A 12,636-nucleotide genomic window follows, 5' to 3' on the forward strand; every position below is an offset into this window, starting at 1 on the left:
AATGGAAAATAAATTCTATAAAGAGTTCGGGGAACTTATCTCGAAGCATTTCCCTTATAAAGTACAAAAGATTTCTATCAATGCAGGCTTTACTTGTCCCAATAGGGATGGTTCAAAGGCTGTAGGAGGATGTACCTATTGCAACAATCAGAGTTTCAGTCCGGGTTATGGAGGCAGACATCGTACTGTCAGCGATCAGTTGAGGGATGGAATAGCTTTCTTCTCTCACAAGTACCCAAGCATGAAATACCTGGCATATTTCCAGTCCTATACCAATACTTACGATAGTATCGATAAGCTGATTGCTCTGTACGAAGAAGCATTAAGCTATCCAGATGTTGTAGGATTAATTATTGGTACTCGTCCCGACTGTATGCCGGATGAATTGTTGGAATATTTTGCCGAGCTGAATAAGAAAACATTCCTTGTTATCGAATATGGTTTAGAGTCGACTCTGGATTCTACTTTGGAGTTTATTAATAGAGGTCATACGCATGCCGAAAGTGTTGAGGCTATCGAGAAAACGGCTGCTCGTGGTATATATACCGGAGCGCATCTGATATTAGGATTGCCTCACGAAAGCAGAGAGCAAATACTAAACCATGCTGTTGAAATATCAAAACTACCTCTTACTACTGTCAAGCTGCATCAGCTACAACTAATAAAAGGAACAGTGATGGCAAAACAGCATAGAGAGCATCCTGAATGGTTCAACCTGTTTGAAGTGGATGACTATATCGATTTGTGCATCGATTTTGCAGAGCGTTTAAATCCTGATTTTATTATTGAGAGATTTGTGTCGCAGTCCCCTAAGAATTTGCTCATTGCTCCGGATTGGGGGTTGAAAAACTTCGAATTCACCGCTAAAGTTCTAAAAAGATTTAGTGAGCGAAATACTTATCAAGGCAGATTATTTTAGTAAAGAAAGCAACAATTTATCTATCGCCTTTACGAGTTGGTTGCGTGATCCTGTAAATTTATTCACCATGACAGTAAAAGCGTATTTCTTTTCTCCCTCTATGTAATAACCGGAGAAGCATTGCACTCCATTTATACTTCCGCTTTTCATATATACTTTGCCTGCAAGGCGGGTTCCTTTCAATCTGTTCTTTACAGTGCCATCAACCCCTGCTCTGGGAAATGACTCCAAAAAGGTATTAGCATATTCGCTTTTTGTTTGCATATAGGTCAACAGATCGCACATGAACAAAGGACTTACTGCATTAGCGGGAGAAAGTCCGCTTCCATCGTACATGAATAGAGCTTCGGTTGTTAATCCTTTCTCTTTCCAAAAAGCTAAGGTCTTGTCTATCCCTTCATCTAAGGCCGAAGCGTATATATCTTGATTTTTTGCTCGTCCTACTGTTCTGATCAAGTGCTCGGCATAATGATTATTGCTTCTTACATTGGTGTCTTTTATGATGTCTCTTATGGGAAATGAGCGGTGTTGATAGAAGACCTTTTCCGAAAAAGAATATTTCTCCTTCTTTGGAGAATGTTGGTAGAATTTTTCACGGGTTGTCTCAACATTTTTTATCGTAAAGTTTTTCTCTGAAAGATGTTTGGCTAAAGTTTCACCAAGAAGTAAACCCGGATCAGGGATGTCTCCTTTTATCCTGAAAGATGACCTGTTAGAGGGTACGTCTCCCGTAATCAGTCGTTCTTTCGAGAAAGGTATTCCGTGGATATAAGCATTGTCTTGTCCCGATGTGTTGGTTTGAAGTGTATTTCTGAAGTTTATGTCAATAGAAGGTTCCGTTCTTACTATTACAGGGCAGGTATCATTCCGCATTGTATTAAGGTAGAGTTTATAAGTGTTGTCAAAAAGACTGATGCCATAAGTCCCTGATGCATAGTAATTCCCTATGTCTTGATATATCCATCGGTGAGAGATCCCGTCATATCCAAAATAGTCATCCACAACTAAAATATCTAAGTCTTTTGCGAGGTTCATATTCTGTCCGATTTGATCGCACCACTGGTCGATAAATATGTTTGGCGTGTTGTCTAAAAACTCAGTGCCTAATGTTGGGTCTCCATATCCATGAACAATAAGTCTGTTAGGGTGGTCACTGTCCTTTGCCAGAGTTGTAGCATATCTATAATTTTCTCCAAGAATTTCAAGTGCAGTTGCTGTGGTTACAACTTTCAATATAGATGCCGGAGTAAGGGACTTCTGCTCGTTGTGCGCAATGATTGTTTTTCCGGAATAATCTTTTACACAAATGCCAATAGAAGCATGCTGTAACGTTGGGTTATTTATAAATTGTTGAATGGCTGTTTGCTTTGTTTGGGCATAAGACCAACTTGTAGTTAATATGAGGAGAATAGTCAGTGTTTGAACAAAATAAGCTTTCTTCATGAGCAAAAAGTTACAGGAAATTCGAAAAATAGAATATCTTTGTAAAGATATAAAATTCTTTTTTTGACTAGCTAAAAGTTATACTCTGATGGGCCAAACATTCAACAAACCTTTTACTTTTGATCGTACTATCCGGCTTATAATTAGCTTTTTCGCTTTGGCTTTAGGCCTCTTTTTCCTTTATAAACTTAGAGGAGTATTGCTACCATTCTTAGTAGCTTGGCTATTAGCCTATATGTTGAACCCATTGGTGCGCTTTTATCAACGCAAGTTACGGCTGGCACATTCCATAGCAGTAGTGTTGACATTGCTTTCAGTTGCAGGGATGCTGACTTTGTTAGGCTTCGTATTGGTCCCTCTTATCGAAAACGAGATATGGCAAATAAATACTCTTATTGCAAATTACAATCTGTCGTCTATTAGTGCCAATGGTATCCCTGTAAGTTTAGCTGATGCAATAAGCCGCTATATTGATTTTAAGGAATTGCAGGAAACATTGTCAAGGGAAAATCTGGTAGAAATCTTTCAGTTTGTAGGGCCCGCTGTAGAATCACTTTTCTCAAATACCATTTCATTCTTATTCGGATTGACTGTAGTCTTTATTGTTCTTCTTTACCTTATTTTTATCTTGTTAGATTATGATAAGATAAATGAATTGTGGCGTTTCCTTATACCTCCTAAATATCGTGATACTGTAGGTCGAATAACTTTAGACGTAGAGTACAGCATGAACAGGTATTTCCGTCATCAGGCATTTATATGCCTTATCTTAGCAGCTCTTTATGCTATTGGTTTTCAGGTAATAGGTCTTCCTTTGGCAATAATGTTTGGTATTATTGTCGGACTTGTTCATATGATACCATACTTGCAAGTCATCACTTTTCCTCCGGCTATTCTGCTTTGCTGGCTTGGAGCATCTCAGAGCCATACTAGTTTCTGGGCAATGCTGGGACTGGTAGCCTTAGTCTATGTTGTGGTACAATGTATTATGGATCTATTTCTAGTCCCTCGCATCATGGGTAAGGCAATGGGCTTGAATCCTGCTATTATTCTTTTATCTCTTTCTGTATGGGGTTCATTATTGGGGATTGTGGGGATGATCATAGCTATTCCGTTAACTACATTGCTTTTATCTTACTATAAAGAGTTTATTACATCTGCCGAAAAAATGCTAGCTGCCGAAAAAGCAGAGCAAGGCAGTGGGGGAGATGAACTTAAAGAATAATTATTTTTTGTACCTTTACACACCTTTTTGAAAATATAAAATAATATAGATATGGAATTAACAGCAAAACTAATTCAAGTGCTTCCTATGCAAACAGGTATGGGAAAGAATGGTGAATGGAGAAAACAGAACATTATACTAGAAACAGACGGTATGTATCCTAAAAAAGTGTGTATCACTTTGTGGGGAGATAAAATAAACGAATCAGTTCTTCAAGTAGGAAATATTCTTGATGTTTCTTTCGATATAGAGAGCCGCGAATACAATGGTAACTGGTATACAGACTTAAGAGCTTGGAAGATAGACCAAGCTGCTGCGGGAGGACAAACTCCACCTGCCTATGGAGCACCTAATCAACCAGCTGCACCTGCTGCTCCGGTAGATTTTACGAGTGGTGACGATGGAGATGATCTTCCTTTCTAAGAGAATAAATATCACTTAATTGTTTGTAGCTCAAAAAATAAGTTATATATTTGCACCTCGTTTTACAAATTATAAATAACAACTTATGTATTTAGATTCAGCTAAAAAGCAAGAACTCTTCGCTAAGTACGGAAAGTCTAACACTGATACTGGCTCACCAGAAGCGCAGATAGCATTGTTTTCATACCGTATTTCGCATTTAACTGAACACTTGAAGTTAAATAAGAAGGACTATAACACAGAAAGATCTCTAAGACGTCTAGTTGGTAAACGTCGTCGTTTGCTAGACTATCTAATAGCAACAGATATTGAAAGATATCGTTCTATTATCAAAGAACTAGGAATCAGAAAGTAATCTTTCGTGAGAAGATTTATGAAGGGATTGTTTCTTTATTAGAAACAATCTCTTTTTCTTTGTATATAATTGATTTTTATAGGATGAAAAAACTAACAATAATAAAAGTCGGAGGGAAAATTGTAGAAGAAGAATCTTCTTTGAAACAATTGCTTGAAGACTTTTCCAAGATCGAAGGATATAAGCTTCTTGTACACGGAGGAGGACGTTCGGCAACAAAACTGGCTGAGCAATTAGGTATAGAGAGCCGGATGGTGAATGGGCGACGCATTACCGACCGGGAAACTCTCAATGTTGTAACAATGGTTTATGGTGGTCTCGTTAATAAGAATATTGTAGCAGGATTGCAGGCATTGGGTGTAAATGCGCTAGGATTGACAGGTGTAGATCTTAATCTGATACGTTCGGAGAAGCGTCCTGTGAAGGAAATAGACTATGGATATGTTGGCGATGTAAAAGAGGTGAATGCCGATATATTGGCAATGTTGATCGCTCAAGGTATTGTGCCGATCTTAGCTCCGCTGACACATGATAAGCAAGGAAATATATTGAATACAAATGCCGATACAATTGCAGGAGAAACGGCAAAAGCTTTGGCTAAAAAATTTGATGTAAGCCTTATTTTTTGTTTCGAAAAGAATGGTGTGCTGATGGATGAAAATGACGATGAAAGCGTTATTCCAGAGCTGAGGAAAGAGGATTTTAAACAGCTTGTAGATAAAGGTGTTATTCAAGGAGGGATGATTCCAAAACTAGAAAATGCTTTCGAGGCTGTCGATCTCGGGGTGAAAGAAGTTGTAATAACAAAGGCAACTCAGATAGGTACAGGAAAAGGGACTTATATTTGCTAAAAAGAACAGAAAATATAGAAAAGGACATCTAGCTTTGGGCGGATGTCCTTTTTTTATTATCAAAACACAAACTGAACGACTACTTGTCAAAACGATTCTAAGAAATAATACCCCAATATTGTTCATCCTATTTTCATAAGTGTTTTTTGATACTATATTGCTAATTGTTATAATATGACATAATGAGCGTTTTGAGCTATTCTAAAAATCACATCATTAATATTTCTACACATCTTCCTAGTATTTGATAAACATATTTAAATTTTAACTATAGTTATGTTTGTTGATTTTTTTCAATATGTTTTATTTTTGCAAAAATAAATAGATATATGATTTTATTTATAGCAATAATCAATCATAAATATATAAAATGAAGCGTTTGTGAATCTATATGTGTTTAATAATAATATTTCTAGTATGATTTTATGTTTGGGTTAAGTATCAAATAATTAATTAATTGAATGTATGAAAAAGATTGAAGCGATTATTCGTAAATCCAGATTTCAGGAGGTACAAGAGGCATTGCATGATGCCGACATTAACTTCTTGTCATGGTGGGATGTAAAAGGGAAAGGAGATGCAAAGCAGGGGCTTATATTTAGAGGTGTGGCATATGATATAAGCGCTATTGACCGAATATTTATTTCGTTTGTAGTGCGTGATAAAAATCTTGAAAAGTCAATTGAAGCAATACAGAAATCTGCATATACAGGTGAAAGTGGAGATGGAAGAATCTTTATATCGAGTGTAGAGCAGTCTATAAGGATACGCACAGGAGATAGAGATGATGAATCTTTATACAATGAGAGCGAAGAAATGTAAAAACAAACAAAACAGAGTTAATAAGGTATGAAAACGATTTTGGTTATTTTTATAAGTCTATTTTGCTTCTTGCCAGATTTATCTTCTCAGGAAGTAATTGTCTTATCACAAGATTCTATATCTCAAATTGTGCCGGGAACGTCTCCGGCTACTATCAAAGAAGCGGAAGTAGTAAAAATCGCACCTGAAGAGTTAAATGTTGGCAATACGGCATGGATGCTGGTTGCAACCATACTTGTCATGTTAATGACTATTCCAGGGTTAGCATTTTTTTATGGTGGATTAGTCCGTCGTAAAAATGTATTAAGTATTATGATGCAATGTCTTGCTCTGACAGCGATAATTAGCATTATTTGGGTTGCATTTGGCTATAGTTGGGTTTTTGGAAAAAGTTTTATGGATACTGATAATCCTTTAAGATTCTTTATTGGAGGTTTCGATAAAATATTTCTTAAAGGAGTAAGTATTCACTCGTTAATAGAAGGTGTCAATATTCCTGAAATACTATTTGCTATGTTTCAGTGTAAATTTGCAATTATAACACCTGCTCTTATGATTGGGGCTTTTGCTGAAAGGATTAAATTCTCGGGGTTCCTTTTGTTTAGTGTTTTATGGGCAATAATTGTTTACAACCCTATGGCTCATTGGGTATGGGGCGGTGGATGGATGCAACAGATGGGAGCTATTGACTTTGCCGGAGGAACTGTAGTTCATGTTAATGCCGGAGTATCGGCTTTAGTTATGGCGATAATGCTTGGACGTAGAAAAGGATACCGGACAGTTGGTCATCCGATACCTCCTCATAATATTCCTTTTGTAGTATTAGGTACTGCCTTGCTTTGGTTGGGCTGGTTCGGATTTAATGCAGGCAGCGGGTTAGCAGCGAATGGATTAGCAGCTAACGCTCTTTTCGTTACTCACTTGGCAACAGCAGTTGCTGCTTTCGTTTGGATGGCGTTAGAATGGATTATAAACAAGAAACCAACTATAGTAGGCATTTGTACTGGGAGTGTAGCTGGGTTAGTGGCTATCACTCCTGCTGCCGGAACTGTAGATGTAATAGGAGCATTCTTTATCGGAATAGCATCTTCTCTAGTTTGCTTTTTTATGGTTGCATGGGTAAAACCAAAATTGAAGTATGACGACGCTTTAGATGCTTTCGGAGTTCATGGTGTAGGAGGTTTTGTCGGAGCAATCTTAACCGGTGTGTTTGCAACGCAATTGGTATCCGGAGAAGGAAGAGTACAAGGAGCATTATTTGGCGATTACAATCAATTATGGATACAGTTTGTATGCAATGCTGCCGCTGTAGTATATAGTGCTGTTCTAACACTTGTTTTATTCAAAATTGTGGACAAATTGGTCGGTCTTCGTGTTTCGAAAGAAAATGAATCAATGGGTCTTGATATTATGGAACATGGGGAGCTTGCTTATAGTGATGATGAATAAAATTGAATAAAAAATTGTTAATGTGTACTTTTTAAACAATTTGAAGATCTGAGTTCAGACTTTATAAATAAAAGAGATAAGAGCCCTTAAACTCCGCAAGTTTAAGGGCCTTCTTCTTTGTTCTAATGGCAATGTTTGCTTCTCATCAACTATTTATTTATACTGCCTCCTCCTGATTTTTTAGAGTCAATTGTTTGATAGCTTAGGTTGCTGATGTAAGCATCTGCCCCACCGCTTGCTTTGACGTTTATGTCTTTTGTTTTGCCCGATAAGGTAAGGTCAGAGCCTCCACTTGCTGATGCATTTATCCGATCTGCATCTCTAACATTTATCTCCGCATCACTTCCTCCAGATGTTGTTATATTTAATGTCTGAACATCAAGTTCAGAGATGTCGCAATCTGCACCTCCCGATATACTGATAGAAGATTCGTCAGCCTTTATTTTTGTGATTTCTATATCAGCTCCTCCCGAAGCAGCTATCTTGAAAGAGTTTTTTGTCTTGATCTCTTTTGCATAGAAATCGACACCTCCAGACAGATCGATTGCTTGCAGGTCTTTAGATGTTATATATGCTTTAATAGGGGAGCCTTTTTTGAACATGTTATTCTTTATTCTTTTTATTTCAAGAAGTCCGTTTTTAACAGTGACAGAAATGTCTTTGAGGATATCTTCGTTGGCATCTACCTCTACATAATGTTTATTTCCTTGTGTATAATAAATATCAATGCCAGACGATGCATCTATTTTGGTGAAGTTTTCGACATTGTACTTCCCTTTATTTGTTTGAGCAGAAGTACTGCAAGAGCCCATTATAGAGGCTACTAAGGTGCAGATGATAAAGATTTTTGTTTTCATATTGTATAATTTATCTGATTTTAAAATCGGCATAACTGTTTGTGACATAGATTGTGGCAGTTGGGCTCTTCGAGCCTATTTTCCCTTTCTTTCTCACCTTATTATTCTTATCAAGTTGTTCTGTATAGCTTACTTTGTATTGTTTCGAGATGCTCATATCTCCATACGAAAGGTCGGTTTCGAAAGAGGCAGACAGATCTTGTGGCAATGTGATTTTCACATCAGCATAGCTCGCCTTTACTTTTATATTCTTTAGCTTAGTTGATGCATCTCGTATCGAGATATCGCCATATGCTGTGGTGATATCCAAATCGTTGATTAGATTATCTATTGAGACATCAATATATTTAATGTTTGCATTCATTGTACCTACCGATTTTATTCTTATATCTCCATAGGCAGAGCTCTTGGTAGTGGTCAAAGATTGTATGTCGCCGAGGTTGTAATCATTGTAGTTACCTTCCACCTCTATGCTATTGGCTTTCCTTATGCGAATATCCGAGTAAGATGCATTCAAGTTGATATTTTTAGCTTCTTCAATCTTTAGTTCGCTATATTTCATCTTGATGGGAATAGCGTTGCTTGTAAAAGCTTCGGCTGATAGGTTACTATATGCCAGATCTCCGTTAAACAATCCACTGAATCGATCTAATTTTGCACTTCCATATTTCAAATCTATGTTGAGTGTTGTGTTTTTAGGAATGGAAACAATATAATTTATTTTTGCTCTGGTATTATTTCTTCCGGATGATGCTGTACTTATTGTCAGTAGCTTGTTGGTAATTTTCGTGTTACATACAGCCTGTTGATTTTTAGTGTCGAAATATTGTATCTCTAAATCAATCTGATTTGAATTTGTTTCTTTTACTATAATATTGCCATAGCTATGAAAAAACTCTATTTCTGAGACATTTGAGAATGTCCTCTTCTCTGTACGAGTAGGGTTTCTGTCTTGCTGAGAATTGTTATTAAAAACAGAGATGTTTAAATCATTTCTCAGATTGTTTTTCATGTCCCCAAGATTCTTCTTAAGATCCTCTTTCATCGCTTTTAGTTGGTCAGAATCGATAAGTGAATTTAGATCGGCCAAATCTTTAGATTTGATATCCTTCTGCATCTTTTGGATATCTTTCTTCAATTGCTTCATGTCAAGGCTGAAGTCAAATTTTATGCTATCCTGAGCCTTTTCATAGTTCTCAGCTTTTACCTGAAAGGTTGTGAAGCATATTAAAATTAAAAGTGTTATATATTTTTTCATCGTGGATGTATTTAGCAATTTGTAACTTTTCCTAATTTCTTATTTATATTTTCAAGAGCTTCAATGTTCGCCTTATAGTGTTTTACAAGATAGCGAATTGCAATTTCTTTATTCTCGTTTTGTTTCATTTCTTGTACAAAGACATTGTTGTTTTCTACAATTTTCTGTAAATCTTCTGATAGCTGCGCTTGGTTATCAGTTTCTGTATTGGATAGCTTGCACATGATGTCTGCAATGTATTCTTCCATCTGTTGGTTGTAATAATCATTCGTCGCTTGGAATTCGTCTATGCTGTTTACGTTTTCTATATCTGGTGTTGTTGTACCAATACTCTTAGGTGCATAGAATTTTATTCCGACACCTACAATTAGAGCAATAGATGCAGCAGCAGAAGCAATCTTGATGAATAGAATTCTTCTCTTACTATTCGTCTCTTTCTTGTTATTGATAATATTCTCCTGCTTGTTTAACAGTGCTTCAAATCGCTTTATATGATCTGTTGATGGTTCTTTGTCATCAAACAAATGTCTATTTTTTTCTATATATTCTTTTCTATCTTTCATGTTCTCCTCCTTTCATATAAGTGCTACTAGCTTTTGTTTTGCTCTCATGTATTGAATTCGAGCTGTTCCAGGTGCGATGTTCAGTATTTCAGCTATTTCCTCATGGTCATAACCCTCTATCAAGTATAGATTGATAATTAATCTACTGCTTTCCGGAAGTTTTTCAATGGCTGTTTTTACTTGTTCTACCTTATTCTGTATTAGCTCCCAATCCAAATCATCATCTGTTTCTGCTATGTTGTCATAAGCTATATTCTCGTTTAGAGTTATAATGTCCAATTCTTTTTTTCTTAGTTTATCTATTGATGTATTGATTGCAATTCTGACAAGCCAAGCCTCAAGGGGTATTGAATCTACATATTGATCTAGCTTAGAGAATGCTTTCAAGAAACTTTCCTGCATTGTGTCTTCAGCTTCAAAAGAGTCGCGTAGTATACGATAGCACGTGTTGTATATCCTTTTGTAAAAAACAGAATACATCTTCATTTGTGCTTTGTGATCGCCTTTTTTGCACAATTCTACTATGTTAGACTCAATTTCGATCATTCAATTCAGTTACCCTTTCAATTATAGTAACGAATAAAAAAAAGGAGTGTTACAACTTCGAATAATTATTTTGTAAAATAGGAAGAATATTCTATCTTGTAAAGAGGAGAGGGGTGTAAGTTTTTTTAATGTATTTGAAAAAAAGATTATGATAGTTCTAATCCAAATTCGTCTTTTAACCTACGTAAGCTTTCATTTTCCTCCATCATTAGATTGAACTTCTCGGAAGGAGTAAAAGCTAATTTCTTTTCGTTATCCTGACTTATCCTGACTTGCATCTGTAGCTGCGTGTTGCGTAGCTTTGCGCGGAGTCGGTAAAGAATTTCCATTTTATTTTCGAGCAAGCGTTGCTCTTGTACAGGATTATTTACAACAACCTCGAATGTATTGCCAACGCCATTGTCCAAAAGATTGGGTAGGCAGTTTATCATAGTGTTCTTTAGATGGTGCTCCTCTACTAAGTCTTCGGCATATGCTTTCCATTCATTGATAAGTTGAAGAGGAGAGAAGCACTCGTTCATAGCTTCCATTGTCGCTTCATGCTTGACTTCTTTTTCTTCTTTCTTTTGCGAAAAAGCAGATATGGAAAAACCTAATCCTCCAACATTGACAGCCTGAGATTGCTGAGTGGAAGAAGCCGGTTGTTTAGCTTGTGTAGATGGTCCAGAGCTGACAGCTATTCTTGGACTCGTTTCGCTTCTTGTCAAATTGGCTGTTTGCTGAACAGGTCGACTTGGTTGAACGACATTTTGAGCAGGTGCTGACTCTTTTGTAAAGATGGGATCAATTACCTGCTTTTTTTTTTGATCTTCCGAGCCTGCTTGAGGGGAAGATAATTGACATAGTTTTATGATGGTCAGATCGGAGAGTAGGCGCTTGTTTCTACTCAACCGATAATTGAGGTCTGCCTCATTTATTATCTCAATAGCTTTATATAGAAATTCATTGCTGCATTTTTGTGCAGTTTGAATATATCTGTCTCGTATTGAGGCTCCAACCTCGAATAGTTCTGCTGTTTTGGGATCTTTACACAATAATAAGTCTCTGAGGTGTGAGGCAATGCCTGTAATGACATTGTTTCCGTCAAAGCCTTTGCTTAAGATTTCATTTAATATAAGTAGTCCTTCTACAACATTGTTGGTAAGTATAGAGTCAGTCAGTTTGAAGTAATATTCATAATCGAGAACATTCAGATTGTCTATTACCGCTTTGTATGTAACGTTACCTCCTGTAAAACTTACAACCTGATCGAAAATAGATAATGCATCGCGCATCCCTCCATCGGCCTTTTGTGCAAGTACGTTTAGGGCTTCTGGCTCTACAGTTACATGTTCCTGATTTGCTACATATTGAAGATGATCTACAGTATCTTTGATTGTGATACGACTAAAATCGTAGATCTGACAACGCGAAAGAATTGTAGGAAGAATCTTATGCTTCTCTGTTGTTGCAAGTATAAAAATGGCATGGTGAGGTGGCTCTTCCAATGTCTTCAAGAAAGCATTGAAAGCTGCTTGTGAGAGCATATGAACCTCGTCAATGATATATACTTTATATTTCCCGATTTGAGGAGGGATCCGCACTTGCTCTATCAGGGAGCGAATGTCATCAACCGAGTTGTTTGATGCAGCATCCAGCTCATGTATATTAAATGATCGTTGCTCGTTAAAGGCCACACACGATTCGCACTGATTACAGGCTTCTCCATCTTGTGCGGGGGACAGACAGTTGATTGTTTTGGCAAAAATGCGGGCACAAGTAGTTTTACCTACTCCACGTGGACCACAGAATAGATAGGCATGGGCTAATTTCCCCGATGCTATGGCATTCTTTAGTGTAGTGGTAAGTGCTCTTTGCCCAACGACAGAGTTAAATGTCATTGGTCTGTATTTGCGAGCCGAAACTATATAATTGTCCATTCTTTC

At 37.0% G+C, this 12,636-nt stretch carries 13 protein-coding genes; 7 read left to right on the plus strand and 6 right to left on the minus strand.

Translation table 11 applies throughout. The features are described 5' to 3' along the window. Nucleotide 1 precedes the first annotated feature (1 nt). On the plus strand, nucleotides 2-919 hold the full coding sequence (locus DHU68_RS02580; protein WP_108821388.1) for a TIGR01212 family radical SAM protein: 918 nt from the start codon (nucleotides 2-4) through the stop codon (nucleotides 917-919). Here the strand turns inward: DHU68_RS02580 and dacB are convergent. Further along, nucleotides 911-2,362, minus strand: coding sequence for a D-alanyl-D-alanine carboxypeptidase/D-alanyl-D-alanine-endopeptidase (gene dacB / locus DHU68_RS02585; protein WP_108821389.1), 1,452 nt, complete (start codon nucleotides 2,360-2,362; stop codon nucleotides 911-913). The genes DHU68_RS02580 and dacB overlap by 9 nt on opposite strands. Nucleotides 2,363-2,450: 88 nt before the next feature. Between dacB and DHU68_RS02590 the strand changes: the two genes are divergently transcribed. The 6 genes from DHU68_RS02590 to DHU68_RS02615 all read left to right on the plus strand — a co-directional run bounded on the left by DHU68_RS02590 (nucleotide 2,451) and on the right by DHU68_RS02615 (nucleotide 7,487). Further along, nucleotides 2,451-3,587, plus strand: a complete 1,137-nt coding sequence (locus DHU68_RS02590; RefSeq protein ID WP_108821390.1) for an AI-2E family transporter — start codon at nucleotides 2,451-2,453, stop codon at nucleotides 3,585-3,587. Nucleotides 3,588-3,638: 51 nt separating this feature from the next. Continuing rightward, nucleotides 3,639-4,010, plus strand: a complete 372-nt coding sequence (locus tag DHU68_RS02595; protein WP_108821391.1) for a DUF3127 domain-containing protein — start codon at nucleotides 3,639-3,641, stop codon at nucleotides 4,008-4,010. Between the two features lie 85 nt (nucleotides 4,011-4,095). Continuing rightward, nucleotides 4,096-4,365 carry a 30S ribosomal protein S15 gene (gene rpsO / locus DHU68_RS02600; RefSeq protein WP_108821392.1) on the plus strand — a complete coding sequence of 90 codons (270 nt, stop codon included), beginning with the start codon at nucleotides 4,096-4,098 and terminating at the stop codon, nucleotides 4,363-4,365. Nucleotides 4,366-4,448: 83 nt separating this feature from the next. Then, nucleotides 4,449-5,216: an acetylglutamate kinase gene (gene argB, locus DHU68_RS02605; RefSeq protein ID WP_108821393.1), complete on the plus strand. Its 768-nt coding sequence runs from the start codon at nucleotides 4,449-4,451 to the stop codon at nucleotides 5,214-5,216. 465 nt (nucleotides 5,217-5,681) lie between these two features. Beyond that, nucleotides 5,682-6,038 (plus strand): P-II family nitrogen regulator, encoded by a 357-nt coding sequence (locus DHU68_RS02610; RefSeq protein WP_108821394.1) that lies wholly within the window; start codon nucleotides 5,682-5,684, stop codon nucleotides 6,036-6,038. A 27-nt stretch (nucleotides 6,039-6,065) separates the two neighbouring features. Beyond that, nucleotides 6,066-7,487, plus strand: a complete 1,422-nt coding sequence (locus DHU68_RS02615) for an ammonium transporter (protein WP_108821395.1) — start codon at nucleotides 6,066-6,068, stop codon at nucleotides 7,485-7,487. Between the two features lie 149 nt (nucleotides 7,488-7,636). Here the strand turns inward: DHU68_RS02615 and DHU68_RS02620 are convergent, their stop codons facing one another. From DHU68_RS02620 to DHU68_RS02640, 5 genes are all read right to left on the minus strand, one after another. Then, nucleotides 7,637-8,344 (minus strand): head GIN domain-containing protein, encoded by a 708-nt coding sequence (locus tag DHU68_RS02620; protein ID WP_160111056.1) that lies wholly within the window; start codon nucleotides 8,342-8,344, stop codon nucleotides 7,637-7,639. A 10-nt stretch (nucleotides 8,345-8,354) separates the two neighbouring features. Next, the gene (locus tag DHU68_RS02625; RefSeq protein ID WP_108821397.1) at nucleotides 8,355-9,602 is read right to left on the minus strand and encodes a DUF4097 family beta strand repeat-containing protein; all 1,248 of its coding nucleotides are present in this window, start codon (nucleotides 9,600-9,602) and stop codon (nucleotides 8,355-8,357) included. Nucleotides 9,603-9,613: 11 nt separating this feature from the next. Continuing rightward, the gene (locus DHU68_RS02630) at nucleotides 9,614-10,165 is read right to left on the minus strand and encodes a hypothetical protein (protein WP_108821398.1); all 552 of its coding nucleotides are present in this window, start codon (nucleotides 10,163-10,165) and stop codon (nucleotides 9,614-9,616) included. Between the two features lie 12 nt (nucleotides 10,166-10,177). Continuing rightward, nucleotides 10,178-10,711: an RNA polymerase sigma factor gene (locus DHU68_RS02635; RefSeq protein WP_108821399.1), complete on the minus strand. Its 534-nt coding sequence runs from the start codon at nucleotides 10,709-10,711 to the stop codon at nucleotides 10,178-10,180. A 146-nt stretch (nucleotides 10,712-10,857) separates the two neighbouring features. Beyond that, nucleotides 10,858-12,630, minus strand: coding sequence for a DNA polymerase III subunit gamma/tau (locus tag DHU68_RS02640; protein ID WP_108821400.1), 1,773 nt, complete (start codon nucleotides 12,628-12,630; stop codon nucleotides 10,858-10,860). Nucleotides 12,631-12,636 lie beyond the last annotated feature (6 nt).

This window comes from Dysgonomonas sp. Marseille-P4361, assembly GCF_900343125.1.
Classification (GTDB): domain Bacteria; phylum Bacteroidota; class Bacteroidia; order Bacteroidales; family Dysgonomonadaceae; genus Dysgonomonas.

Coding starts and splice junctions, on each gene's coding strand:
- DHU68_RS02580 (WP_108821388.1), top strand. CDS start 2: ATGGAAAATAAATTCTATAAAGAGTTCGGGGAACTTATCTCGAAGCAT.
- dacB (WP_108821389.1), bottom strand. CDS start 2,362: ATGAAGAAAGCTTATTTTGTTCAAACACTGACTATTCTCCTCATATTA.
- DHU68_RS02590 (WP_108821390.1), top strand. CDS start 2,451: ATGGGCCAAACATTCAACAAACCTTTTACTTTTGATCGTACTATCCGG.
- DHU68_RS02595 (WP_108821391.1), top strand. CDS start 3,639: ATGGAATTAACAGCAAAACTAATTCAAGTGCTTCCTATGCAAACAGGT.
- rpsO (WP_108821392.1), top strand. CDS start 4,096: ATGTATTTAGATTCAGCTAAAAAGCAAGAACTCTTCGCTAAGTACGGA.
- argB (WP_108821393.1), top strand. CDS start 4,449: ATGAAAAAACTAACAATAATAAAAGTCGGAGGGAAAATTGTAGAAGAA.
- DHU68_RS02610 (WP_108821394.1), top strand. CDS start 5,682: ATGAAAAAGATTGAAGCGATTATTCGTAAATCCAGATTTCAGGAGGTA.
- DHU68_RS02615 (WP_108821395.1), top strand. CDS start 6,066: ATGAAAACGATTTTGGTTATTTTTATAAGTCTATTTTGCTTCTTGCCA.
- DHU68_RS02620 (WP_160111056.1), bottom strand. CDS start 8,344: ATGAAAACAAAAATCTTTATCATCTGCACCTTAGTAGCCTCTATAATG.
- DHU68_RS02625 (WP_108821397.1), bottom strand. CDS start 9,602: ATGAAAAAATATATAACACTTTTAATTTTAATATGCTTCACAACCTTT.
- DHU68_RS02630 (WP_108821398.1), bottom strand. CDS start 10,165: ATGAAAGATAGAAAAGAATATATAGAAAAAAATAGACATTTGTTTGAT.
- DHU68_RS02635 (WP_108821399.1), bottom strand. CDS start 10,711: ATGATCGAAATTGAGTCTAACATAGTAGAATTGTGCAAAAAAGGCGAT.
- DHU68_RS02640 (WP_108821400.1), bottom strand. CDS start 12,630: ATGGACAATTATATAGTTTCGGCTCGCAAATACAGACCAATGACATTT.